The sequence below is a fragment of the Nocardia asteroides genome, from assembly GCF_900637185.1.
GTDB classification, from domain to species: Bacteria; Actinomycetota; Actinomycetes; order Mycobacteriales; family Mycobacteriaceae; genus Nocardia; species Nocardia asteroides.
The window spans coordinates 5,053,976-5,076,970 of record NZ_LR134352.1; the positions used below are offsets into that span (position 1 = coordinate 5,053,976).

The 22,995-nt window shown below is 66.4% G+C and carries 23 protein-coding genes and 1 pseudogene; 10 read left to right on the forward strand and 14 right to left on the reverse strand.

Annotated features, from left to right (window positions below):
• Positions 1 to 68 precede the first annotated feature (68 nt).
• Complete coding sequence (locus tag EL493_RS23630) at positions 69 to 647, forward strand: TetR/AcrR family transcriptional regulator (RefSeq protein ID WP_019050277.1); 579 nt, start codon at positions 69 to 71, stop codon at positions 645 to 647.
• Positions 648 to 962: 315 nt separating this feature from the next.
• Positions 963 to 1,586: a DUF305 domain-containing protein gene (locus EL493_RS23635; RefSeq protein WP_232017251.1), complete on the forward strand. Its 624-nt coding sequence runs from the start codon at positions 963 to 965 to the stop codon at positions 1,584 to 1,586.
• A 320-nt stretch (positions 1,587 to 1,906) separates the two neighbouring features.
• On the opposite strand, the gene EL493_RS23640 is transcribed toward EL493_RS23635, so the two are convergent.
• The 4 genes from EL493_RS23640 to EL493_RS23655 all read right to left on the reverse strand — a co-directional run bounded on the left by EL493_RS23640 (position 1,907) and on the right by EL493_RS23655 (position 5,388).
• On the reverse strand, positions 1,907 to 3,274 hold the full coding sequence (locus tag EL493_RS23640) for an MFS transporter (protein WP_019050280.1): 1,368 nt from the start codon (positions 3,272 to 3,274) through the stop codon (positions 1,907 to 1,909).
• A gap of 140 nt (positions 3,275 to 3,414) precedes the next feature.
• The gene (locus EL493_RS23645) at positions 3,415 to 3,636 is read right to left on the reverse strand and encodes a heavy-metal-associated domain-containing protein (protein WP_019050281.1); all 222 of its coding nucleotides are present in this window, start codon (positions 3,634 to 3,636) and stop codon (positions 3,415 to 3,417) included.
• Positions 3,637 to 3,963: 327 nt separating this feature from the next.
• Positions 3,964 to 4,332, reverse strand: coding sequence for a hypothetical protein (locus tag EL493_RS23650; RefSeq protein WP_022566064.1), 369 nt, complete (start codon positions 4,330 to 4,332; stop codon positions 3,964 to 3,966).
• A 651-nt stretch (positions 4,333 to 4,983) separates the two neighbouring features.
• The gene (locus tag EL493_RS23655; protein ID WP_022566063.1) at positions 4,984 to 5,388 is read right to left on the reverse strand and encodes a four-helix bundle copper-binding protein; all 405 of its coding nucleotides are present in this window, start codon (positions 5,386 to 5,388) and stop codon (positions 4,984 to 4,986) included.
• A gap of 304 nt (positions 5,389 to 5,692) precedes the next feature.
• Here EL493_RS23655 and serA point away from each other — a divergent pair, with 304 nt between their 5' ends.
• Positions 5,693 to 7,291 carry a phosphoglycerate dehydrogenase gene (serA, locus tag EL493_RS23660; protein ID WP_019050282.1) on the forward strand — a complete coding sequence of 533 codons (1,599 nt, stop codon included), beginning with the start codon at positions 5,693 to 5,695 and terminating at the stop codon, positions 7,289 to 7,291.
• A gap of 249 nt (positions 7,292 to 7,540) precedes the next feature.
• Positions 7,541 to 8,020 (forward strand): hypothetical protein, encoded by a 480-nt coding sequence (locus tag EL493_RS23665; protein WP_022566062.1) that lies wholly within the window; start codon positions 7,541 to 7,543, stop codon positions 8,018 to 8,020.
• Between the two features lie 112 nt (positions 8,021 to 8,132).
• Here the strand turns inward: EL493_RS23665 and EL493_RS23670 are convergent, their stop codons facing one another.
• Together EL493_RS23670 and EL493_RS23675 are read right to left on the reverse strand one after the other, a co-directional pair.
• Positions 8,133 to 10,337 (reverse strand): heavy metal translocating P-type ATPase, encoded by a 2,205-nt coding sequence (locus EL493_RS23670; RefSeq protein WP_126406466.1) that lies wholly within the window; start codon positions 10,335 to 10,337, stop codon positions 8,133 to 8,135.
• Positions 10,338 to 10,449: 112 nt separating this feature from the next.
• Positions 10,450 to 10,656, reverse strand: a complete 207-nt coding sequence (locus EL493_RS23675) for a heavy-metal-associated domain-containing protein (RefSeq protein ID WP_022566061.1) — start codon at positions 10,654 to 10,656, stop codon at positions 10,450 to 10,452.
• A 521-nt stretch (positions 10,657 to 11,177) separates the two neighbouring features.
• On the opposite strand from EL493_RS23675, the gene EL493_RS23680 reads away from it, so the two are divergent.
• Entirely contained in the window at positions 11,178 to 12,125 is a 948-nt protein-coding gene (locus EL493_RS23680) for a M56 family metallopeptidase (RefSeq protein ID WP_019050286.1), read from the forward strand.
• Between the two features lie 283 nt (positions 12,126 to 12,408).
• The gene (locus EL493_RS32490; protein ID WP_019050287.1) at positions 12,409 to 12,693 is read left to right on the forward strand and encodes a DUF2752 domain-containing protein; all 285 of its coding nucleotides are present in this window, start codon (positions 12,409 to 12,411) and stop codon (positions 12,691 to 12,693) included.
• Here EL493_RS32490 and EL493_RS23690 read toward each other — a convergent pair whose 3' ends face one another.
• From EL493_RS23690 to lpqS, 7 genes and pseudogenes are all read right to left on the reverse strand, one after another.
• Positions 12,694 to 12,909: a heavy-metal-associated domain-containing protein gene (locus EL493_RS23690; protein ID WP_022566059.1), complete on the reverse strand. Its 216-nt coding sequence runs from the start codon at positions 12,907 to 12,909 to the stop codon at positions 12,694 to 12,696.
• Between the two features lie 14 nt (positions 12,910 to 12,923).
• Positions 12,924 to 14,042 carry an urease accessory protein UreH domain-containing protein gene (locus EL493_RS23695; RefSeq protein WP_022566058.1) on the reverse strand — a complete coding sequence of 373 codons (1,119 nt, stop codon included), beginning with the start codon at positions 14,040 to 14,042 and terminating at the stop codon, positions 12,924 to 12,926.
• 78 nt (positions 14,043 to 14,120) lie between these two features.
• Entirely contained in the window at positions 14,121 to 14,588 is a 468-nt protein-coding gene (locus EL493_RS23700; protein ID WP_022566057.1) for a hypothetical protein, read from the reverse strand.
• 234 nt (positions 14,589 to 14,822) lie between these two features.
• Complete coding sequence (locus EL493_RS23705) at positions 14,823 to 15,491, reverse strand: YcnI family copper-binding membrane protein (RefSeq protein WP_019050291.1); 669 nt, start codon at positions 15,489 to 15,491, stop codon at positions 14,823 to 14,825.
• A gap of 496 nt (positions 15,492 to 15,987) precedes the next feature.
• Positions 15,988 to 17,229, reverse strand: a pseudogene (locus EL493_RS23710) (MFS transporter); the annotation flags it as partial.
• Positions 17,226 to 18,305 carry a PLP-dependent cysteine synthase family protein gene (locus EL493_RS23715; RefSeq protein ID WP_019050293.1) on the reverse strand — a complete coding sequence of 360 codons (1,080 nt, stop codon included), beginning with the start codon at positions 18,303 to 18,305 and terminating at the stop codon, positions 17,226 to 17,228. The gene EL493_RS23715 and the pseudogene EL493_RS23710, both read right to left, overlap by 4 nt.
• A 147-nt stretch (positions 18,306 to 18,452) precedes the next feature.
• A complete protein-coding gene (lpqS, locus tag EL493_RS23720; protein WP_022566055.1) occupies positions 18,453 to 19,043 on the reverse strand; it encodes a putative copper homeostasis (lipo)protein LpqS in 591 nt (196 codons plus the stop codon).
• A gap of 299 nt (positions 19,044 to 19,342) precedes the next feature.
• Between lpqS and EL493_RS23725 the strand changes: the two genes are divergently transcribed.
• The gene (locus EL493_RS23725) at positions 19,343 to 19,657 is read left to right on the forward strand and encodes a hypothetical protein (RefSeq protein ID WP_019050295.1); all 315 of its coding nucleotides are present in this window, start codon (positions 19,343 to 19,345) and stop codon (positions 19,655 to 19,657) included.
• Here EL493_RS23725 and EL493_RS33255 read toward each other — a convergent pair.
• On the reverse strand, positions 19,654 to 20,043 hold the full coding sequence (locus EL493_RS33255) for a BlaI/MecI/CopY family transcriptional regulator (protein WP_019050296.1): 390 nt from the start codon (positions 20,041 to 20,043) through the stop codon (positions 19,654 to 19,656). The genes EL493_RS23725 and EL493_RS33255 overlap by 4 nt on opposite strands.
• A gap of 264 nt (positions 20,044 to 20,307) precedes the next feature.
• On the opposite strand from EL493_RS33255, the gene EL493_RS23735 reads away from it, so the two are divergent.
• The 3 genes from EL493_RS23735 to EL493_RS23745 all read left to right on the forward strand — a co-directional run bounded on the left by EL493_RS23735 (position 20,308) and on the right by EL493_RS23745 (position 22,966).
• On the forward strand, positions 20,308 to 21,870 hold the full coding sequence (locus EL493_RS23735; RefSeq protein ID WP_019050297.1) for a multicopper oxidase family protein: 1,563 nt from the start codon (positions 20,308 to 20,310) through the stop codon (positions 21,868 to 21,870).
• A gap of 308 nt (positions 21,871 to 22,178) precedes the next feature.
• Positions 22,179 to 22,451, forward strand: coding sequence for a hypothetical protein (locus tag EL493_RS23740; RefSeq protein WP_019050298.1), 273 nt, complete (start codon positions 22,179 to 22,181; stop codon positions 22,449 to 22,451).
• A 179-nt stretch (positions 22,452 to 22,630) separates the two neighbouring features.
• On the forward strand, positions 22,631 to 22,966 hold the full coding sequence (locus EL493_RS23745) for a BlaI/MecI/CopY family transcriptional regulator (RefSeq protein WP_051719585.1): 336 nt from the start codon (positions 22,631 to 22,633) through the stop codon (positions 22,964 to 22,966).
• The last annotated feature ends 29 nt before the right edge of the window (positions 22,967 to 22,995 follow it).

Sequence of the window (22,995 nt, forward strand, 5' to 3'; positions counted from 1 at the left end):
TTTTAAAGACAGTATGTCTCTGTTAAGAACAATCTGTCTACACTAACGGCAGTATGTATCCTGGGCGGGTGCCGAAGTTGTGGACCGAGACGATCGACACGCACCGCCGCACGGTGCGGGAGTCGATCCTCGACGCTGCCGCGCGGTTGGCAATAGAGCACGGGGTCGCGTCGGTGACGATGTCCCGGATCGCCGAGCAGGCCGGGATCGGGCGGGCAACGCTGTACAAGTACTTCCCCGACGTAGGCGCCATCCTCGCCGCCTGGCATGAGCGCCAGATCGGCCACCACCTGGAGCAATTGGTAGCGGCGAGCGAGGCCGAGAACGACCCGTCGCGACGACTGGATGTTGTGTTGGGCACTTATGCGCGGATTCTTCGCGAATCCAGGCACCGGCACGACAGCGATCTCGGCGCGATGGTGCCCCACAGTGGCCCGCACGTCGACCATGCTGAACAACGGCTGCGTCAGTTGATGACCGATGCGGTGGCCGCGGCTGCCGCGGCCGGTGCGGTGAGGACAGATGCACCCGCGGGCGAGCTGGCCGCCTACTGCTTGCATGCGTTGGATGCTGCGGTAGCGGCATCGTCCGTCGCCGCGGTAGCCCGCCTGGTCACAGTGATCCGTGCCGGTTTGGAACCGGCCTGACCAGTCGTCGAGGCTGGAGCAGGAGGCGTGGAGAGCATATTTCCAGTGGTCGGGGGTAGTCGTGGCCATGTGGGGGTGTGCGCGAGGAGGTGAGTGTGATGCCAGGGATGTGCATGCAGATGATGAATATGCTCCGCGACATGTGGAACATGATGTTCCCGTCCATGCCGATGTGAACGAGCCCGAAGCGATAGGCTGTGCTGCGCTGTCCGCCGGGTGCCGCCGATGTTCTCCCGCAGGCCAGGTCTTGGGCCGTGGGGGCCCGCCGGTCTGTGTTTCGACGTGAAGGTCATGTCCCGACTCCGAGGAGTTCACATGTCTCGACGTTCCATCATTGCTCGAAGGCTTATTCCGTGTATTGGGTTGGTCGCCCTGGTCGTCGCCGGCTGCGGGAACGACGACGACTCCGCACCGGTCCATCATTCTTCTACGACTCCCGCCGTCTCGACGAGTGCAGCCACCAACACCACCGCCCCGGCGGGAGCCTTCAACGATGCCGACGTGACGTTCTTGCAGATGATGTACCCGCACCACGAGCAGGCCGTGCAGATGGCAGAGCTGGTGCCCTCACGGTCCCAGGACCAGCAGGTTATCGACCTCGCGGCCGGTATCAAGGCAGCCCAGCAGCCTGAGATGACCCAGATTCAATCCCTCCTGGCGAGCGCGGGGAAGCCGGACCCCGCCGACGGCGCGATGAACCACGATATGCCCGGCATGATGTCACCGGAGCAGATGTCCTCGCTCGAGACGATGGCGGGGCCGGAGTTCGACAAGATGTGGTTGCAGATGATGATCGATCATCACCGCGGAGCGTTGGAGATGGCCCAAACCGAGATCACCTCTGGAACCAACCCACAGGCAAAACAAATGGCAGAGACCATCGTGGCATCACAGCAGGAAGAGATCGCCCAGATGGAGACACTGCTGGGACAAAAGTGAGCGCGTCCGGCACCCTGGAGGCCCCGTGGCCTCCCGTGCCCTACCGGACTTACGGGCTTGCGGAGTCGGAGCGCCGCTGAGGCGTGACCGGCCGGGCTGTGAGCGCGACGCGGAGGGCTTCGGCGCCGCAAGCCAGGACGCAGGCAGCGGCGGTTCGGGTGGCTGGATGGCGGGCGACCCGCAGGATCGCCGCAGCGAAAGTGTGCATTGTTATCTCGTCTTTTTCGAGAGGGTGGGGCCGCACTCGGTTGTGCGGCCCCACTGTCCTTCTCGATCACATGCTCAGAGCCCTGGTGCTGATCCTGGATGTCACTTTTCGCCTATCCGACGAGGACTGGTTCGCGTGCTTCGCGGGGCCAGCGTCGGTGGGCGTCGTCGATGACGAATGGGTGGGTGTGCTGATAGATACGGTCGCTGATGCGGACCGCGCCGACCAGCCGGGCGGGATCAATAGTGCCAACCTCATGCAGATGGGTGATCTCGGCGGGTTCGTTGCGTGGCCAGTTCCGCACCGCGACCGCGGCGCCGAGCCCGGCCATTGCCACCAGCACCACCCAGGTGGTAGTGAATCCGGTGGCGCTGGTCAGCCATCCCGCGATCGGGTAGGTCAGCAGCCAGGCCAGGTGCGAGAGCGAGAACTGCGCGGCGAACAGTGCCGCACGATCAGCCGGCTGCGACGAGCGCCGCAGGATCGCACCAGTCGGTGTGAGCACGCCAGCGGTGCCGGCACCGACGAGCGCCCATACCGCGCTCGCGGCAGCCCACCGCCACTGACCGGTATCGGCGGTCGAGAGGGCGATGGCCGCGCCCAGGCCGAGAATCAGAGTCGCCGCGCCGACCAGCATCACCGGGCGGGCTCCGGTGCGGTCTAGCACTCGCGGCAGCGACAACGCGACGATCATCGTTCCGAAGCCGTTGGCGGCCAACAGCATCGCCACACCGGTCTGCGATCCGCCCAAGGTGTCGCGGACGTAGTTGACGGTGTTGACCATGATCACCGAGCCTGCCGCGGCGACGACCAGGTTCAGCCCCAGCAACCCGCGCAGCCGTGGCGTGGCGGCGAAGATTCGCATGCCCACAGCGATCCGGTCCGCGAAGCTGCCCTGGGTCGTTGCACCGGCGTCGGGAATGCGCGTCAAGACCACCAGGGCCGCCGAGACAACGAAACCGATGGCGGTGCCGACGAACAGCCAGTGGAAGCTGATCAGGGTTAACGCGGCCGCGGCCAGCATCGGGCTCAGCAGCGTTTCCATGGTCGCGGCGAGCTGAGCGGCCGACAGCGCTCGGGTGTAGTCGCGTTCGTCGGGCAGGATGTCGGGAATCACGGCCTGGTAGGTCGGAGTGAACGCGGCTGAGGCGGTTTGCAGGATCGCGATCAGGACATAGATCTGCCAGATGTGATCGATGAAGGGCAATGCGAGCACGACGCCGCCGCGAATCATGTTGAGTGTGACCAGGAACAGCCTGCGCGGGAACCGATCGGCATACGCGGCAACGATCGGGGCGACGGTGACGTAGACGAGCATCTTGATGGTCAGCGCGGTGCCCAGGACCGCGCCGGCATCAGCGCCGGCGAGTTCGTAGGCGAGCAGTCCGAGGGCGACGGTGGTCAGGCCGGCGCCGAACAACGCGGTCATCTGCGCGGTGAACAACCGCAGGTAGTCGCGGTGGGCAAATAGCGAGTTCATCGGGGGTCCTTCTGGTCCTGTGTCGGTGCGGGGCACCGGATGTAGCTGAGGATGGCGGCCGTCCCGGGACGCTGCGAGGCCCCCGATTCTCGGTCGTCGTGTCGTCGGAGCGGGTCGATGACACGACGACCGGTCGGGGGTCAGCTCTGGACGAGTTCGAAGCCGAGGCGTTCGACGGCGGCCTGGATCTGTGCGGCGTCTGCGGCGCTGGCGCCGGTGACGGTTACCGCACCGGTGGTGAGATCGATGTCGACGTCGTCGATGCCGGAGAGCTTGCCGAGTGCGGCGGTGACATTGCCGACGCAGCTGCCACAGGACATGCCCGAAGCGACGTAGGTGCTCGCGGTGGTAGTGGTGCTCATGGCCGAGTCTCCTTGTGGTGGCGTTGCTTTCCGAGGGAAGACGATACGACCTCGACTATCGAAGGTAAACCCCTAGGGGGTAGGGGTATGGTGCTCAAGTTCATACTCCTTAGGGGCATAGCGGGCGACGTGGGTCACTAGGCCCGCATCGCATCGGAAAGAGGCCTGACCGTGGTGAAAACGCGATGGAGTAGCCGCGTCGGCATCGGGTCGCGAACCGCCCACAGCACCCGGAGTGAAGACCTCGCCATGGCCGCTACCAGCGTTTGGATCGTGGTGGCGGTGCATCTGGACGGGCGCACTACCTGGACTTGGCCGACTCGTTCTTCACCTGGTGCATCTGCTGCTGTATTCCGGCGTCGCCTCCGCGGCTGCCTTACTGTTGGCGATGGGCGTGCGGCGACGCAACGCAAGGTCGATCTCTGAACTCGGCGGCGGCGTCGATGCCCAGGATACGGCTGACCCCTGGCCGGGGTCGGTGTCTTCTCCGCCGCCGGAGTCGCAGACATGGGGTGGCACATCAGATTCGGAGTCGAGTCCGGGCTCGACGCATTGTTCAGCCCGACCCACCTTCTCCTGTTCACTGGAGCGGCCCTGCTGTTCTCCGGCCCGCAGCGCGACCCAGATCAAACAGCCGTCAGCACCGACATGGGCAGCGCCCGCGGTCATCGCCGCCATCACGATCACCACGATCATCGGCTTCGCCCTCAGCTACGCCTCCGCGTTCAACCGCCGACGCGCGACTGCACGCGGTCCGCGACTTCCCCGAAGGCACCCCGAGCACTACGCCACCCAGATCCCAGCCCAGGCTGGACTCGGCGCCTATCTGGTCGCTACCGCGCTGATTGTGCTGCCGATTTCGCTGCTGCTGATGCGACGGCGACTGTCCGTCAATGCGATCACCGCCTTCGCCACAGGGTTGGCCATTCTCGCGCAAACGGTGCAGAACTTCACCCGCCCCTCGGCCGTGGTGGCCGCCGTTGCCGGGCTGGTCGTCCAAGCCCCGTCGCGGCGTTCGCAGCCTGGGCGCCCCGGGTGTCGACAGCTACGGTGGCTGCCGTCTCGCTACCGGCGATATTGTGGTCGGCGCAGTTCGTGGCCTGGCAGCTCGGCCCGGTCGGCAGAGCTGGCCACCGGGACGGTCATGCTGTCGGCCTTGATATCCGCGGCGCTCGTCTCTGCGCTCGAAGCCAGAAAGGCATGGCGGAAACCACTGGCCACCGCCGCCGGATCTACGCTGCTCCTCCGTAGTCCTTGCTCTCGGGCGCTCGTCATCGGCAGGGATGGGGCTGAGGCGTCTGCGCCGGATATGTGGGATCGACTGACCGGGGTGCACCGAGTCTCGCCTCAGCCGAGTGCTGCTATCAACTCCCGGCACGCCACTTCACAGCGTCGGCATGCCTGCGCGCAGACCCGGCAGTGTTCGTGGGCGGTGTGGCGTTCGCATTCATCGGCGCAGCTCGCGCACGCGGCGGCACACGCTTCGAGGACGGCCCGGGTCACGTTCGCGTCGTAGCCGGTGTGGCGCGACACCACTCTTCCTGTGGCGTCGCAGATGTCGGCGCAGTCGAGATCGGACCTGATGCATTTGACCATTTCGGCCACGCCCGGCTCGCTCAAGCAGGCATCCGCGCAGGCGGTACAGGCCTGTGCGCATTCGAAACATCGCTCGATGCACGTGGCAAGCACCTTCCGGTCGACCTGTCCCAGATCGGCCGGATACGAGTCGAGCAGTTCAGCGACGGTACCCAAGAATTTCCTCCTCGACGACAAGTCCAGTTGGTCGTCGGTGCATTACCCGGCTGCCGGAGCGTGAAACCGCGGCGCCGCGGCGCCGCGGCGCCGCGGCGGATCGGCGGATCGGCGGAGTCAGCCGGTCATGCAGACCGGTCCTCCCCATGCAGGCTCAGGGCGGTTGCCCGGCAGTGCATGGCGGGCGCCACACCTCGGATCGGTTGCTGTACCCTTCGCCCGTATCTACTGTCTAACTACGTAGATACTGTCGTTCGTTCGACATGTACTCGCCGTCGAACCCAGCCAAGAGGAGTACCCCACAGTGAGCCAAGCAGGCCGTCCTGTAGTTCTGATCGCCGACAAGCTCGCCCAGTCGACCGTCGACGCGCTCGGTGACGGTGTCGAGGTTCGCTGGGTCGACGGCCCCGACCGCCCGGCCCTGCTCGCCGCGGTGCCCGAGGCCGACGCGCTGCTCGTGCGTTCCGCGACCACCGTCGACGCCGAGGTGCTCGAGGCGGGCAAGAAGCTCCAGATCGTCGCCCGTGCCGGCGTCGGCCTCGACAACGTCGACGTGCCCGCCGCCACCGAGCGTGGCGTGATGGTCGTCAACGCCCCGACCTCCAACATCCACACCGCCGCCGAGCACGCCGTCACCCTGCTGCTCGCCGCCGCGCGCCAGATCCCGGCCGCCGACGCCACCCTGCGCGAGAAGACCTGGAAGCGCAGCAAGTTCAACGGTGTCGAGATCCTCGGCAAGACCGTCGGCGTCATCGGCCTCGGCCGCATCGGCCAGCTGTTCGCGCAGCGTCTCGCCGCGTTCGAGACCAAGATCGTCGCCTACGACCCCTACACCTCGCCCGCGCGCGCCGCCCAGCTGGGCATCGAGCTGCTGAGCCTGGAAGAGGTGCTCGAGCGCGCCGACTTCATCTCCATCCACCTGCCCAAGACGCCCGAGACCAAGGGCATGCTCAACGCCGAGACCCTGGCCAAGACCAAGCCGGGCGTCATCATCGTCAACGCCGCGCGCGGTGGCCTGATCGACGAGCAGGCGCTGGCCGACGCGATCAAGTCCGGCCACGTGCGTGCCGCCGGCCTGGACGTGTTCGAGACCGAGCCGTGCACCGACAGCCCGCTGTTCGAGCTGCCCGAGGTCGTCGTGACCCCGCACCTGGGCGCCTCCACCGCCGAGGCCCAGGACCGCGCGGGCACCGATGTCGCCAAGTCGGTGCTGCTGGCGCTGGCCGGTGAGTTCGTGCCGGGTGCGGTGAACGTCACCGGTGGCGCCGTCAACGACGTCGTCGCGCCGTGGCTGGACGTGGTCCGCAAGCAGGGCGCGCTGCTGGGCGCCATCGCCAACGAGCTGCCCGTCAGCGTCGAGGTGCAGGTCCGCGGCGAGCTGGCCTCGCAGGACGTGGCCGTGCTGGAGCTGTCCGCGCTGCGCGGGGTGTTCTCGGCGCTGGTCGAGGACCAGGTCACCTTCGTCAACGCCCCGGCGCTGGCCAAGGAGCGCGGCATCACCGCCGAGGTCACCACCGCCACCGAGAGCCCGAACCACCGCAGCGTCGTCGACCTGCGCGCGGTGTTCGGCGACGGCTCGACCCTGAACGTGGCCGGCACGCTGACCGAGCCGAACCTGGTCGAGAAGATCGTCAACATCAACGGCCGCAACTACGACATGCGCGCCGAGGGCCTGAACCTGGCCGTGCTCAACTACGAGGACCGCCCGGGCCAATTGGGTTACATCGGAACGGTTCTCGGCCGGGCCGGAGTCGACATCAAGGCTGCCCAATTGGCCCAGGATGTCGATCCCGGAGGTGCCACCGTTATTCTCCGGGTCGACAAAGAGGTGTCCGCGGAAACGAAAGCGTGGATCGAGAAGGCAGTCGGCGCTGCCAAGGTCGTCTCGGTCGATTTGGCCTGATCTCACTGATAGATCCTCCAGCACCAGCGAGGAAGGTAACTCCTGCGACGAAGCCTTCGCCGCAATTGTCGAAGAATGAGCGCAGCGTTGGGCGCAGGCTGCGCACTGGCAAGCGGTCTGTCCCGGTGTCCACAGCGGAGTCAGATCCTGTCGCCATCGGCCGCGATGTGTCCCGGGAATACCGGTCAGCTTCAACACTGTCATGCAGGGTATGTGCTTCGCAGGAGGATCCACTGAGGAGGCACATCGATGATTATTCGGCTCACTCGACTCGCCGTATCCGCTGCTCTGGCGTCCGCGGCGATAGCCGCGAGTGCTGGACACGCCGCCGCTGATCCTGGCTCGGTCTCGATTAGCGGCAACATGCAGGTGCTGGGCATCAACGTGCTACGCATCGATGCCCACGGCACCGGTGACGGCCCAGCCTCAGGCACTTACGTTGCGAGCGGGCGGATGGGGAATATGCCGCTACCGGTGCGCGTCACCGGCCCGGTGACCTGTCTGACGATCAACGGAAACACCGTCTCGTTGATCTATCCGATCACGACTGCCGAACCGGTCATGGTGTTCGCACCCGACTCGATGGCCATCCAGATCACCGTCACCAAGGGTGTCAGCGGGGAACCGAACCGGATCGGCTACGGAGTCCCGATGCCGACTACCAGCTTCCGTGGATGCCAACCGGGTGCGACACCGCTGATCTTCGACGGGACCATCGACATCAACTGACCTGCCGCCGCTAGCAGACAGCCACCTGACCACACGTGCTTGGTGCCCCCGAATTGGGGCGGTTCAGCATAAGAGGTCCCGCCGAGGGACGACAGCACGGCGGTGATCGTGGTCAGCTGTTGTTGGAGCGGAAACGGCGCAGACGCAGGCTGTTGCTCACCACGAACACCGAGGAAAACGCCATCGCTGCACCCGCCAGCATGGGGTTCAGCAGACCTGCCATGGCCAGCGGCAAGGCGGCGACGTTGTAGGCGAATGCCCAGAACAGGTTGCCTTTGATGGTGCCGAGCGTCTTGCGGGACAACCGGATCGCATCCGCCGCGGCCCTCAAGTCGCCCCGGACCAAGGTCAGGTCACTGGCCTCGATCGCCACATCGGTGCCGGTGCCCATGGCCAGGCCGAGGTCGGCCTGGGCCAGTGCCGCCGCGTCGTTGACGCCGTCACCGACCATGGCCACGACCCGTCCCTGGGCCTGCAGATTCTTGATGACATCGACCTTGTCCTGGGGCAGCACCTCAGCGATCACCTGTTCGATGCCGACCTCGTCGCCGATGGCCCGCGCCGCGGCAGCATTGTCTCCGGTCAGCAACATCGGTGTCAGTCCCAGCGCACGCAGTTGTGTAATCGCTTCGGCGGAGGTTGGTTTCACCGTATCGGCCACTACCAGGACACCACGCGCCGTCCCATCCCAGGCGACCGCGACCGCGGTCTTCCCCTCGGATTCGGCAGTGGCCATGGCTCGCGCCAAGTCCGCGTCGAGGTCTTGCGCGTGCTCTGCCAGCAGTCGGCGACGCCCGACGACGACCGCATGGCCTCCGACGACACCGTGCACACCGAGGCCCTCGACGTTGGCGAAGCCCTGCACCGGTTCGAGTACGCCGACCTTGTCACGGGCACCCTTGGCGATCGCCTGCGCGATCGGGTGCTCGGAGGAATCCTCCAGTGCTCCTGCCAGTTCCAGGATCCGCAGCTCATCCTCGCCGTCGGCGGCATACACCTTCAGCAGACTCATCTTGCCGGTGGTGACGGTCCCGGTCTTGTCCAGCACCACGGTGTCCACCCGCCGGGTCGATTCCAGCACCTCCGGCCCCTTGATCAGCACGCCCATCTGCGCACCGCGGCCGGTACCGACCATCAACGCCGTAGGGGTAGCCAGGCCGAGCGCGCAGGGGCAGGCGATGATCAGCACGGCGACCGCGGCGGTGAAGGCCGCGGCGACCGAACCCCCGGTACCCAGCCAGAATCCCAGAGCCGCCACCGACAGCGCGATCACGACGGGTACGAAGATCCCGGAGATCTTGTCGGCCAGCCGCTGCGCCTGGGCCTTGCCGTTCTGGGCCTCCTCCACCAACCTGGCCATCTGGGCTAGCTGGGTGTCGGAGCCGACCCGGCTCGTTCGCACCACGATCCGGCCGCCGACATTGACAGTGGCGCCGACCACCGCGTCATCGACGCCGACTTCTACCGGCACCGACTCACCGGTCAGCATCGAGGCGTCAACCGCCGACGAACCTTCCACGACGACACCGTCGGAGGCGACCTTTTCGCCGGGGCGCACGACGAACAGATCACCGACGGCGAGCTGATCGGCGGGTATGTGCTCCTCCTTGCCTTCGCGCAACACCGATACTTCTTTGGCGCCGAGCTCCAACAATGCTCGCAGCGCGGCGCCGGCCTGCCGCTTGGAGCGGGCCTCGAAGTAGCGTCCGGCGAGGATGAAGGTGGTGACCCCGGCTGCCACCTCCAGATAGATGTTGCCGGCTCCGCCTTCACGAGCGATGGTCAGCTCGAATGGGTGCGTCATTCCCGGTGTACCGGCGGTGCCCCAGAACAGTGCGTACACCGACCAGCCGAGCGCAGCGAGCGTGCCGATGGAGATGAGGGTATCCATCGTTGCGGTGGCATGGCGCAAGTTGGTCCAGGCCGCCCTATGGAAGGGCAAGGCGCCCCAGATCACTACCGGCGCGGCCAGTGTCAGCGACAGCCACTGCCAGTTGGTGAACTGCAGTGCCGCAATCATCGCCATAGCGATCACCGGCACGGTCAGGACCAGCGAGATGAGCAGACGCTGGCGCAGCGAGGCCGTCGGGTCGTCGCCTTCGCGATCAGGTGCTGAGGCGTTTCCATTGCCGACCTTCGAGACCGGAAGCTCGGCGGTATAGCCGGCTTCCTCGACCGTCGCGACCAGGTCCTCGGGCGTGAGGTCGCTGGAGTATTCCACGCGCGCTTTCTCGGTGGCGTAGTTGACCGTGGCGGTGACCCCGTCGAGCTTGTTCAGTTTCTTCTCGATGCGATTGGCGCACGACGCGCAGGTCATGCCACCGATCGCCAACTCGATCCGCGTGGATGGTTGCGTCGTGGTGCCCACCGCTGACTCCGATCCGTACTGCGATGAATCTGGCTACAGGTAATGAAATCGACGGGCCCGGTCAGTCGGCAAGCTGATAGCCGGCCTCGTTGACAGCCGCGGCGATGTCACTTCGTTCGACCGCACCCGTCGCGTCGATGGTCACGTGCCCACTGGCGAAGTCGGCCTCCACTGCAGTGACACCCGGGATCTTGCCGACTTCTTTCTGCACTGCATTCGCGCAGCAACTGCAGGTCATTCCAGTCACGGACACGGTTGTGGTGGTCATGGCTGATCATCTCCTAGCACTGCGGTGTCTCCGACCGCCCAGTTCCAATAATACCCCCCAAGGGTATCTCGCGATGCCGCTGGTGACTACTCGGCCGGAACGCCGATGCTTGCCACCGCGCACCAGATCCCCAGGAAACAGAAGCGAGGGCGACGCCACGAGTCGTCGCCCCCACTCCCGCAGGCCGGCCCGAGCGCGCGAGATGAGGGAATCGCGCGCCGAGGGACGTGGCCAACACCCCTGGCTCTTAGGGGCGCCCGCGCCGTGAACGGCGCAAGTACTATCTACGTCAGTAGATAGTAGATAAGAGGTTGGTGGAATGCAACTGCCCGGCAGATGATCAGCGCCGGCGCCGCGGCAGCGCGATCATTCGGTGCCTTCGGGTGCCGATAGTATGTTCGCAAGCCGCAAATTCTGTGGTGCAACGCCTGTATCTCGATCCGGCAGAGGAGCCAATCGGTGCCAACGATGTCTGTGCGTACGGTCGTGGTCTTCGATGCTCAGGCACTGCGGGGAATGTCATGAGTGTGGCGCTGTGTCTACTGGCCTACACCGTGGTCGTGGCGGTGTTGGCACCGCCGCTTTTGCTGCGCACAGCTGGCGACGGGCAACATCCACGCTTGGGCCTCGTGGCCTGGCTGAGCGCTATCGTCTCGGTACTGCTGTCCTGGGTGGTCGCGGTGGTTTTCCTCGGCGTCGATATCGTTCGGGATCTGCTCGCCGATCAGCATCTGGATCTCGGACGTTGTTTCAGACAGCTACACGACGCCGCGGCAGGCTCGTACGGAGCCGCAGTCCAGGTCGGCTTGTGGACGCTGACGGGGCTTGCGGTGCTCGCGGCTGTGGTCGCGGTGTGGCGGCTGAGCCGTTCGCTGGTCCGGGCTCGATCGGTGACACACCAGCACGCGCAGGCGGCACGGATGGTCGGTCGCCGTCATCACCGTCACGACGCGGTGGTGCTCGATCATCCCGAACCGGCGGCATATTCGGTGGCGGGGAACCCGCACACGATCGTGTTGACCCAGGGCATCGTGGCAACTCTCGACGAGGAGCAACTGGGCGCCGTCATGGCTCACGAACGCGCCCACCTGCGTGGACGCCACCACGTTCTGCTTGCCTTCACGCGCGCACTCGCCTCGGTGTTCCCCCGGATCGAGTTGTTCGCCACCGGTGCCGCGCAGGTGGCACGGCTTATCGAGATGATCGCCGATGACGCGGCCGCCGACATCTATGGACCCATCACAGTCTGTGAGGCGCTGGTGACACTGGCCGACTCTCACGGCACGGCTTCGGTCGCGGCGACCGAAGTAGGTCTCGTCGATCGGGTCCACCGCCTCGCGGAGCCCCCCGCACCCACCCAGATGAGTCGTGTCACCGCCTCAGCCGCTATCGCCGCGGTCGTGCTGGGCCCGATGATCGCGACGTTGGCCGCGGCGGGTGGGATCGGTGTCTGCGCGCTGGGCAGCTGAACGCGCCCAGGGCCGCCGATCGCGGGGAGGAAAATCGGCCCTCGGTCGGCGATCGCGCGGTAGTCGGCGTCCGGTGAATTACTTTTTCCGTATCCACGTCAAGGTGTAGGAGTCGATGATGGCAGGCCGGTCCATAGTCCCCGCCACGGACAATCGGCCCGGTGGTGACCACTTACAGTGGCTGACACTGTCCGCTCTCGCATTCGTAGTCGGCGCCACGGCGCTGAGGGTTGTCGGTGTGCCATCGGTTGATCTGCACGGACCAACGCATTTCCTCGGGCTCATGGACCCTTTCTGCGGCGGGACCCGGGCCACCTACCTATTGCTGGCGGGCGATCTGTCCGAGTCCCTGCGCTACAACCCCGGCATCCTCGTACTCGCTGTCGTTGTCGTCCTTGCCTTGGCCCGCGGCGCGGTCGGAGTGCTCACCGGCCGCTGGTTACAGATCGCGGTGCGCCCTGGACTGAGACGGGCGTTGCGGATCGTCGCCGTGGTTGCGGTGCTGGGGTTGTGGGTGCGTCAGCAGATCAACGCCGACCTGCTGACGCAACCCTGGCCGGTCCCATAACTATCGGGTGACTACCGCGGTGTAGCCGAGCTCGGTGATCGCGGCGATCACGTCCTCGGCGGTGGTGACCGCGACATCGAGCTCCACTGTGCTGAGCCCCTTTTTCATCGAGGTTTGCGCACCGCCGACGCCGGGCAGGTCCTCGAGGGTGTCGTCGATGAGCAGTGCGCAACTGCCACAGTGCATGCCTTCGATCCGAAAAAGGTGGGTTGTCATGCGGAGTTGTCCCTTCAGAGAATGGTGATCATGCCCGAGTACATGCCCATACCGCAGGTGTAGTCCATGCGGCCGGGCTGCAAAGTGCCCAGTTCGATGCGGGTTTCGCCACTGGTGGGCAGTGTCGTGGTGATGCCGAGACTCGGGAAAACCATTGACCGGACGCATCCGTGTGTCCCGTTGGTCTTGACGACAAGCATGGTTGGGACGCCCGAGACAGCTTCGATGTTCTGCGGACCGTAGGAGCCGGTCTTCGCGGTGATCGTCAGGGTCTGCACACCGTCGGCGACGACGGCGGCCGAGGCATCTGCCGCTGGAGGTTCGAATCCGATCGACTCCCCGATCCGGCTGGCCGCCAGCGGCGAACCGGCGAGTTCCAAGCCTGCGTTGAGGGTGTAGAAGCCCATCGCGAGAACCACGACACCGGTGGCCAGGGCCAGCCGGCCCCGCCACACGGTGGCCGCGACCCGGGCGGCGTATCCGAGTATCGCGAACAGCGGGCTCGTACCCAACACGAAGACCGCCATGATCGCCGCACCCCACCACGCGGACCCTGATGCCAAGGCCAGCGCTTCCACCGACAGTGTCACCCCGCACGGAATCAGGACCGTCGAGAAGCCCAGGACCGCGGGTGCTACCGCGGCCTGCGAACGCGCCCGCTTACGCAGTACCCGCATCCACGACGCGGGTGGTTCGATCACGATACCCCGGAACCCCGGTACGCCCAGTTGCGCGAGACCGAAGACGATAATCAGCAGCCCGGCGCCGATCTGCAGCCAGGTCCGGGCACCGGTCGACAACTGCACGGCACCACCGACCACCCCCAGAACCGCACCGAGCACGCTGTGCGACAACAGTTTCCCGGCGAGAAACCCGCCGACCGGGACGAGATCGTCAACGACGCGTTGGCCCCAACGCGGCTGCGTCCTTGTCACACGTACACCGTTGGCGGCGGGCGTGGCCGACGGCGCCCTGGTACCCACCGCCGCGACGGCGCGCTGGCGGGTGATCAGACCGGTGAGCAGGCCACCTTGCACGGCAGCACAGGACACACCGCCGGCGAACAAGCCGGTCACCAGAACAGGAAAAAGATTCACAAAAGACTCCTGCGAGAAGAGAAAAGAGACGGGCATGACAGCTCACACCGACGACGGAGCGTCGGCGCGAAACCCGAGACGATCACAAGATCGGACACATCCCGGTGCCCGCTCCTATGTCCGCGACACGCAGAGTTCAGCCAAAGTCGGTGCACGCGGCAGGGCCGACCGCACCCCTGTCATCCCCATATCCTGAGTCCGCCGAAGCACAATGGCGACGATTTCCTTACGTGGAAAGGCGAATGTCGCCAGCAACGCCAGGAATGCCGCCAAACATGCCATTGCCAGACCCACCGTCGGGGCATGTTCGGCATCATCGACCGGCGTTAGCGACGTATTGGTTGCCTCTGCGGCCACCTCGGAATCGAGGCCGTTGTCATGCTGGTGAATATCGGAATCATCGACCTGTGCACCGCAGTGACCGGTCACGCCGCTGAGCACGGCGGCCGAGTGTGTCATCCCCATCGGCATGCCGGTCTGGCACTGTGTCCCGTGCGCGAGGGCGATCCCGACAAATGCCGACAGCACCACCGCGAGCCGCAGCAGCGCGACTCGTCGTGGGGTCATCGGTGCGAAGATCACGCGGCGATCCTACTAAGCGATCCCGTAGATCGCACAGGCGACCCGCGAATCACGAAATCGGCGGATTCCACTGTTCCAATGCACGCCCTCGTTGCCGCCACCAACAGGCGCGGATTGCGCGATCTGGTATTCGAGGCTCCCTTACCGTGGCGAGCGCAGCCGTGCGGGCACCGAACAACCAGCGAGTGATAGTGCGGTTGTTTGTCCGCACCGCACCCGCTGGTCGCTCAGGGACTATCGAGATGTGCGGCGGCCACGTGCCAGTGCGGCCGCCGCGGTGGCCGCGGCGATCACGCCCAGGCCCAGCCCGCCGACCGCCATCCAGCGGGTCGTCGAATCGGTGCCGGTCGCGGATTCGTGCTCGCCCTGGGCGGCCTCGGTGGTGTTGTGGGAGTGTCCGTCACCGGCAGGAGCGGCCGCCAGAGCCAGGACAGGCAACGGGAACTCCGGTTCGGGTGCGCCGTCGGTACTGGGCTGATCCCAGGTGACGACCTTGCCGTCGCTGTAGGTCTGCACGGCACGGAAGGCGACTTTGTCCTTGCTCGGCAGCGGACCGGCGTAGAGATCGAACCGCTGGAACTGTCCCGGGCCGACCCCGGATCCCGGTTCCGCGGTCCAGGTGACCGAGGTCGCCATCTTGGCCGCATCCCGGTTCACTGTGGCCGTCCATCCAGGCATCGGTTCGGTGCGCGCGGTTTTGAGGCCGGGCAGTTCGACGGTCAACGCGGTGGTCGAGGCCTGCTCGGATTCGTTGGAGATGCGGAAGGTCAGCACCGCCGAGGCGTTTTGCTTGGCGCCCGGGGCTTCGACTCCCAGATGCGCCGAGGCGATGCCGCCGGCCAGCACGGTGGCGGCCGCAGCGGCGCCGAGGGTGATGGCGAGGCGCCGCAGAACTGTTGTCATGTCATGTGTCCTTCAGTGGATGGTGTCGAACGGTCGCAAAGCCGGGACCCTGTGGGAGGGCCCCGGCGCTCGATGCCGTCACCAGCCTGGCTGTGAAACCAGGCGAGCCTCACCGCCTGGTTTCCGGTCCGGCGGCGGGGTAGCGCGAGCGCCGGTCTTCGGCGGAAGGGTGCGGGCGGGGTGCGGGCGGTGCGACCCGGCGGTGTCCGCGCCGCTCGGGCTCCGAGGTCGGCCATGGGCGTGGCGCGCCACTCGGGACACGAGGTGCTGGACCGAGTCGGTCTTCACCGGCTGCTGGCCGTAGCCGTGGTGGTACCGGCTGTCGGCGGTAGGTGCGCTGGTCGGACTGCGCCGTCGGCCGGGTCTCTGCACCGAATCGATTCACCGGCTCGACGCCGTGGACGGGTCGACGTCGCAGTGGGGTGGTCACCGGATCAGAGCCGTTGACGGCTGGTTCGGTGAGCCGGTGACGTCCGCTGGGCAGACGATGGCGACCGGTGACGTGCTCGGGCGTGGTGGTGCGGTCGGTGCGTTCCAGCCGGGCCAGGGCGTAGGCGGCGAGGACGCCGATCGCGGTCAAGCCCGCCCAGACGACCCAATCCAGTCCTGCCTCGCGCGCAGCGCCGACCAGGGTGCCGGTGGCCAGGTTGCCGACGAGGATGCCCACACCGACGACGGTGTTGTAGAAGCCGTAGTGGGTTGCGACCAGCTTGTTTCCCGATAGGGAAACCACGGTGTCCATCTCGAACGGGAATACCGCCGCGGTTCCTATGGCCAACAGCGTGGTCGTCATCAGCAGGGCGGTGACTGCGGCCACGGTGCCGAAGAGTCCCGGTGTGGGCACGATGATCAACGGAATGAACGCCGCCGCGAGCACTGCCATGCCGGCGACCAGGCTCTTTCCCGGCCCCCAGCGGGCACGCAACCAGGCGGTGATGCGGAGCTGACCAGCGACGGCCACCACGCCGGAGACCACGAACAGTGCCGAGACCAAGGTCTGCGAGCGTGCCCCGGCGATGAATTCCGCTTGCAGCGGCAGCGCCAGATAAACCTGGAACGACAGGACGTAGGAGCCGATCATCGCCACCGAGAACGCCAGGAATCGCCTGTTGGAGATGACCCGGCGCCAGTCGTCGAGGACCGAGGTCTTCTCGGCCGGGGCCTCGCCACGCCGGGCGGGCAGGGCGAACAGTTGAGCAATGGTCAGCGCGGCGAACACGGCCGCCGCCACACCGGCGGTCACGCGGAAGTCGACCGCCATCAGAGCCAGTCCGACGAGCGGTCCGGCGAGGATGCCCGCTTGATAGAACATGTTGAACACCGCGAACGCTTCGACCCGGCGCTCACCGGTGTCAGCGGCCAGATAGGCGCGCACGGCCGGGTTGAACAACGCTCCCGCGAAGCCGGTCGCCGCCGAGGCGATCAGCACCGCGGGCAGGGACTCGGCGAAGACCAGCAGGGCGAAGCCACCCGTGCGCAGCAGGCATCCGGCCACGATCAACGGTTTGTATCCGAGCCGGTCGGCCAGGGTGCCGCCGATGAGGAACATGCCTTGCTGGGAGAAGTTTCGCACACCCAACACCAGGCCGACCGCCCACGCGGCCAGCCCCAGGGGACCTGCCAGGTAGCCGGCCAGATAGGGCATCAGCATGTAGAAGCCGAGGTTGATGCCGAACTGGTTGATCATCAGCAGCCGTGCGGGCAGGTCGAAGCTGCGGAATTTTGCGACCACTGTCATGAGGCGAGCTGCCCTTCGGCCACAGCCCTGGGCGAGACCACCGTGGTGCAGCGGGTCCACCGTTGCACGACCCGTTCGCCCGGGTGGTCGATTGCCTCGGGGGCCAGCGGTGGGTCGATGTCGAGCAGCCCGTGCTCAGCGCAGTAGGAGTCGTTGTAGATGGTGTCGAAGTAGCGGTGCGGACCGTCGGGGAATACCGCGGCGATCCGAGTGGACGGCGCGGCGACGCGGGCGGCCCACCCTGCGACCAGCGCGACCGCGCCCACACTCCACCCGCCGGTCGCGTGATGGGTAGCCGCTAGTCTGCGGCAGGCCCACACCGATTCCGCCGGGGCGACCCAGTGGACTTCGTCGAACGCGTCGTATTCGACGTTGGCCGGGAAGATGCTCGAACCCAGCCCTCGCATCAGGCGCGGCCCGGCCGGCTGGCCGAAAATCGTCGAGGAGATCGTATCGACACCGACGAGTTTCATGTCCGGGTTGTAGCGGCGCAGGACCCGCGCCACACCAGCGGAATGTCCTCCGGTGCCGACCGCGCACACCAGGACATCGACGGTGCCGAGCTGTTCGAGCAGCTCCAAGGCCAGGGATTCGTAGCCCTCGACGTTGTCGGGGTTGCTGTACTGATCCGGGCACCAGGCGTCGGGTTCGGCGGCCAGGAGCTGGGCTACGCGCTCGCGGCGGGCCTGCTGCCAGCCGCCGACCGGGTGCGGTTCGGTGACCAGGTCGACGGTGGCGCCGTAGGCGGCCAGCATCTGCGCAACGATCGGTTCCAGCCCCGGGTCGGTGACCACGGTCACCGGGTGCTGGTAGACCATCCCGGCCAGCGCCAGTCCCAGGCCGAGGGTGCCGCTGGTCGATTCGACGATGCGGGCGCCGGGCACCAGATCGCCGCGTTCGTGCGCCTTCTGCACCATGTGCAGAGCGGGCCGGTCCTTCATCCCGCCAGGGTTGAATCCTTCCAGCTTGGCCCAGAATCCACGATCGGCGGCGGCCAGCGGTTCCCCGATCCACAGCACCGGGGTGTTGCCGACCAGGCCTCGGGGAGCGTCGGCGGCATCGGGTGCGCCGAGCATGCGACGGGTGTGACCGAATTCAGCGGCGGGGAGGGTGGTGTTCACGATTGCTGTCTCTTTTCTGCACAGGCGCACGCTTGCGCGGTACGCCACGACGGTGGGCAGCGAGCACCGGCCGACACGGCAGGTCGGCCTGGCGCTGACTGATCAGCGTCGGGAAATGCAGAACATAGTCAGAACTGTGCGCCCATCAGGCGAGTGCGGCACAGAGGGCGGACCCCGGATACCACCACCGCGGGAGTCCTGTGTCGACGTCGGCGTCCAGACCGCGGTGAACGCGGCGAGCACCAGCGCGGCCAGCGTCAGCGACACGATCCCCGGAGGAAGCGCCTTGTCCGGGCAGTGCACGTCGTGCGCGAAGCATTGCTGCGACACGTCGGCAGCGGTGGCGTGGTCGTGGTCAGTCGCGGCGGTCGGTTCTGCGGCGAGATGCTGGTGGCCTGTCGCGTCGACGGGCGCGGCCGCAGTGACCGAGTGATGACCGCGCGAGCCAGACTGGTCGTTGAAGAGCAGGCAATCAGCGGTAGGAACGATCACCAGGGCGGCCAGCAGCAGCACTGCCAGCCAGCTACCTCTGCGCATCCGACCGAGAGAATTCACGATGCCGCGAGGGTAACGAACATATAACGGAGTGCGCAATGGCGCCTTCGCTGCGGCCATGAGGCCGTGGCGCGATCGCATGCTCGTCTTCGTGCCGTAGATCCGCGCGGGGAGGTCCCACACCGGCGTGCTGCGCAACCTCCACCTCCTGAACTCGAACATGCTGTACACCAATAGTTTTGGCGGTACCCACCCTAGCCGCATTCGGCAGGTTGGTTGACAACCACAGCGATCAATCTACTATCTCGGTACGTAAATAGTTTGTGTTGTGTGATCAGGCGCACGCCTCGGCGTGTCGGATCACCAGACCTTCAGTACGTCACCTCGACGACATGCCCCGGTGACGAGCACGTGACGAACACCGCCCGTTCGCCGGAACATGGCTAACCCGCCGCCCACCGGCGGTAACCGCGCCGGCAACGATGAAAGGGACCACCATGACCACTGCCCGACCTCAGCGACATCACCTTCCCGCTCGACTCCTCGCAGCGGCCTCGATCGCCGCCGCGGCGACCTTCCTGGCCGCCGTCCCCGCGACCGCCGCACCGTCGGCCTCGGGGACCAGCGGCCGACCCGCGGGCGCCGACGACGGCCGAGGCACCGCCTGGCACGGCAACAGCCGCGTCGACAACGGGCACAGCACCGACGGTGGTCCACGCGGGCACGGCCACGACCGCGCCGACAACGGCCGACACGACCCATCCGACGACGGCGGCCACTGCACACCTCGCGTGTGCTCCGGCCCCCGCTAGCTGTGGGGGTCGGGGTGGTCGATTCCTCGCGGCCGCTGCCGCAGTGCCTCGCGCAACCGCTGCGATTGGGCCGGGGTCATCGTTTCGATGAACCGGGCCAGCACGTCTTCGGCCCGGCCGCCCGCATCGAGCGCGGCGCGCATCTGTCCGGCGCTGTACTGCTCGCGGGTCAAGGTGGGCCAGTACAGGTAGGCCTTGCCTTGGCGTTCGCGGTCGAGCCAGCCCTTGCGGTGCAGGTTGTCCATGGTGGTCATCACCGTGGTGTAGGCGATCTGGCGCTCGGCGGCGATCACCTCGCGCACCTGGCGAACGCTGACCGGCTCGGCGGCCGACCACACCGTGTCCATCACCACCGATTCCAGCTCGCCGAACCCGCCGCTTGCCACTCGAACCTCCTCACCTTTCGGCTTGCCCGCGCCGAGCGGGCCGCGCAGATCTCGGCGATGAGGCTCGCGCGCGACAGCCTGGCCGCGATCGTAGGACGAATTCGTTTCGATCGCGCGGCAACGAGGTGAACCACGAACACGCCCGATCGCGTGCGCTCCGGGGATACAAGATCTCCCTAGCATGCGAGCCGAAACCCACTTCAACTGCACAAACCCTGTCATTCACGGCTGGTCGCGGACATCGACACGACGAAGGAGACGCCCATGTCGTCACCACACAACCTCGGCACCCTCAGATCCCGGCGTAGCTTTCTCGCGCTGGGCGCCGGTGCGGGCGCGGCCGCGCTGCTGGCGGCATGCGGGAATTCCACCACCCCACACCGCGCTCCGATCGGCCCCGATTCCGACGCGGTCCGATCCGCCGAGGACGCCCGGCGATCTGCCACAGCCACGGTGCGCGAGGTATCGCTGCGTCCTGCACCGAGCACGGTCGACCTCGGCGGCGTCCAGGTCCAGACCTGGACCTACGGCAACACCCTGCCCGGCCGCGAGATCCGGCTGCGCCGCGGCGAGGTGCTGCGTGCCGAACTGAGCAATGCCTTGCCCGCGCCGACGACGGTGCATTGGCACGGCATCGCCTTGCGCAACGATATGGACGGCGTTCCTGAGATCACCCAGGCTCCGATCGCCGCGGGCGCGAACTTCCGCTACGAATTCACCGTCCCCGACGCGGGCACCTACTTCTTCCATCCGCACGTCGGTGTCCAGCTCGATCGTGGCCTGTACGCTCCGCTGATCATCGAGGATCCCGACGAGGGGTCCGACTACGACTCCGAGGCCGTCATCGTGCTCGACGACTGGCTCGACGGTGTCGCCGGCCGCGACCCGGACTCCGAACTGGCGCGGCTGCGCGAGCAGGGCATGGCCGGGATGGACATGGGTGGGCAATCCGGTGGCATGGACCACGGCGGGATGTCGATGGGCGGCTCGGCGCCAATGTCGGCACCCAGCGACCCGGCGATGCCGTTGGGCGCCGACACCGGTGACGTGCAATACCCCTACTACCTGATCAACGGGCGCCTGGGCACCGACCCCGTAGTCCTCCAGGGCCGCCCGGGACAGCGGATGCGGTTGCGCATCATCAACGCCGCCTCCGACACCGCCTTCCGCGTCGCCCTCGGTGGTCACCAGCTGCGCGTCACCCACACCGATGGATTCCCTGTCGATCCGGTCTCCACCGCCAACATCCTCATCGGGATGGGCGAACGCTACGACGCCGTGGTCGAACTCGGCGACGGAGTGTTCCCGCTGGTCGCCTCCGCCGAAGGCAAGACAGGTCAAGGCTTCGCGCTCATCCGCACCGGGTCCGGCACACCGCCACCGCCGGATGCTCGCCCCACCGAACTGGCTGCGATCCCGCTGTCGGCGGCGAGCCTGACCGCGACCGAGGCTGTCCAGTTGCCCGACCGAAAGCCTGATCAGACCCTCGATGTGGCACTCGAAGCCGACGCGAACAAATACATCTGGACGATCAACGGCAAAGCCTTCCCCGACCACGCGCCGCTGGATGTGACTGCCGGACAACGGGTCCGGCTGCGGTTCAACAACAAGACGATGATGTGGCACCCGATGCACCTGCACGGCCACACATTCCAAGTCGTCACAGGCTCCAGCGCGGGACCGCGCAAGGACACCTCGATCGTGGTGCCGATGCAGACCGTCGAAGTCGACTTCGACACCGACAACCCCGGCCAGTGGATGCTGCACTGCCACAACGTCTACCACGGCGAAGCCGGGATGATGACCGTCGTCTCCTACGAGCAATAACCCCATGCCCGCGTGCTGCCCACACAGCCTGCAGCGTTCACTGCGGCGAGTGCGCACACCGCACCGATACCTGATGCCCGCCGCCCATGTGTAAGGAGGTGACCGACCGATGAACCCGATGAAGATGCTGTGCGACTGGATGTGCTCGATGATGGCCTCGTGCTGTCAGATGTGACCCGCGCCGGTCACGTGGGGGTCGGCCGACGAAGTCGCCGGTCGGCCGACCCGTGAAGTCCCACACAGGCGACACATCCCTCCAGCTACTATCTCCGTACGTAGATAGTAATGATTTGACGAGATAGGACATCATGAGTTCTGAATCCTCCCTGCAGAACACGCGCCGGATCGCTGCCCGAGTCGTCCTCGCGATCTCGGCCGTCGCCGCCACTGCCGCGCTGGCTGCTCCGGCCTTCGCCGATACCGGCACCCCCGCGCAGGCCGACGAGATCTCCGCCGCACACGACAACCGCCACCGCGACCATCACCCGGGCAGCCGTCACGGCAACCACCGCAACCACCAGGCTCCGTTGCTCAACAATTATCGGCCCACGTTCCCGCTGCCGCGGACCGGCAGCTGGTAGCACGCCTCTTCACGTGTGGGGTCGATCGACGTGCCGCCGGTCGACCCCACACGCGCACTTCGACCAGGTCGATGTGACAGAACATCACCGAACAACCTACGATATTGCTACGTAGATTTAAGGTTCCTGTCAGGAGGTTGGTCGTGGCACACCGATTCGGCGATCTCGAAGCCGTCGTGATGGACCGCGTATGGGCGGCCGAAGACGACCTCACCGTCCGCGACGTCTACGAAAGTTTGCTGCTCGAACGCGAAATCGCCTACACCACAGTGATGTCCACCATGGACAACCTGCACCGCAAGGGCTGGCTCGACCGCGAACGCCATGGCAAGGCCTACCTGTACTGGCCCACCCTGACCCGCGAGGAATACAGCGCACAGCTCATGCGCGACGCCCTGGAAGGCACCCGCTCCGATCTGGTGCTGGCACATTTCGTCAAGCAGATCAGCGAGGACGAATCCGAGGCCCTGCGCGCCCTGCTCCGCCGCGTCAAACCTCCCCGATCCCAGAGCTGAGCCCTCCCGTTCGCCATGGTCGCGAAGAT

Excerpts from the sequence above, each read along its gene's own strand:
- EL493_RS23635 (WP_232017251.1), top strand. The coding sequence starts at position 963 with ATGTCTCGACGTTCCATCATTGCTCGAAGGCTTATTCCGTGTATTGGG.
- EL493_RS23640 (WP_019050280.1), bottom strand. The coding sequence starts at position 3,274 with ATGAACTCGCTATTTGCCCACCGCGACTACCTGCGGTTGTTCACCGCG.
- EL493_RS23645 (WP_019050281.1), bottom strand. The coding sequence starts at position 3,636 with ATGAGCACCACTACCACCGCGAGCACCTACGTCGCTTCGGGCATGTCC.
- EL493_RS23650 (WP_022566064.1), bottom strand. The coding sequence starts at position 4,332 with ATGATCGTGGTGATCGTGATGGCGGCGATGACCGCGGGCGCTGCCCAT.
- EL493_RS23665 (WP_022566062.1), top strand. The coding sequence starts at position 7,541 with ATGATTATTCGGCTCACTCGACTCGCCGTATCCGCTGCTCTGGCGTCC.
- EL493_RS23670 (WP_126406466.1), bottom strand. The coding sequence starts at position 10,337 with ATGACCTGCGCGTCGTGCGCCAATCGCATCGAGAAGAAACTGAACAAG.
- EL493_RS23675 (WP_022566061.1), bottom strand. The coding sequence starts at position 10,656 with ATGACCACCACAACCGTGTCCGTGACTGGAATGACCTGCAGTTGCTGC.
- EL493_RS23680 (WP_019050286.1), top strand. The coding sequence starts at position 11,178 with ATGAGTGTGGCGCTGTGTCTACTGGCCTACACCGTGGTCGTGGCGGTG.
- EL493_RS32490 (WP_019050287.1), top strand. The coding sequence starts at position 12,409 with ATGGACCCTTTCTGCGGCGGGACCCGGGCCACCTACCTATTGCTGGCG.
- EL493_RS23690 (WP_022566059.1), bottom strand. The coding sequence starts at position 12,909 with ATGACAACCCACCTTTTTCGGATCGAAGGCATGCACTGTGGCAGTTGC.
- EL493_RS23695 (WP_022566058.1), bottom strand. The coding sequence starts at position 14,042 with ATGCCCGTCTCTTTTCTCTTCTCGCAGGAGTCTTTTGTGAATCTTTTT.
- EL493_RS23705 (WP_019050291.1), bottom strand. The coding sequence starts at position 15,491 with ATGACAACAGTTCTGCGGCGCCTCGCCATCACCCTCGGCGCCGCTGCG.
- EL493_RS23715 (WP_019050293.1), bottom strand. The coding sequence starts at position 18,305 with ATGCTCGGCGCACCCGATGCCGCCGACGCTCCCCGAGGCCTGGTCGGC.
- EL493_RS23725 (WP_019050295.1), top strand. The coding sequence starts at position 19,343 with ATGACCACTGCCCGACCTCAGCGACATCACCTTCCCGCTCGACTCCTC.
- EL493_RS23735 (WP_019050297.1), top strand. The coding sequence starts at position 20,308 with ATGTCGTCACCACACAACCTCGGCACCCTCAGATCCCGGCGTAGCTTT.
- EL493_RS23740 (WP_019050298.1), top strand. The coding sequence starts at position 22,179 with ATGAGTTCTGAATCCTCCCTGCAGAACACGCGCCGGATCGCTGCCCGA.
- EL493_RS23745 (WP_051719585.1), top strand. The coding sequence starts at position 22,631 with ATGGACCGCGTATGGGCGGCCGAAGACGACCTCACCGTCCGCGACGTC.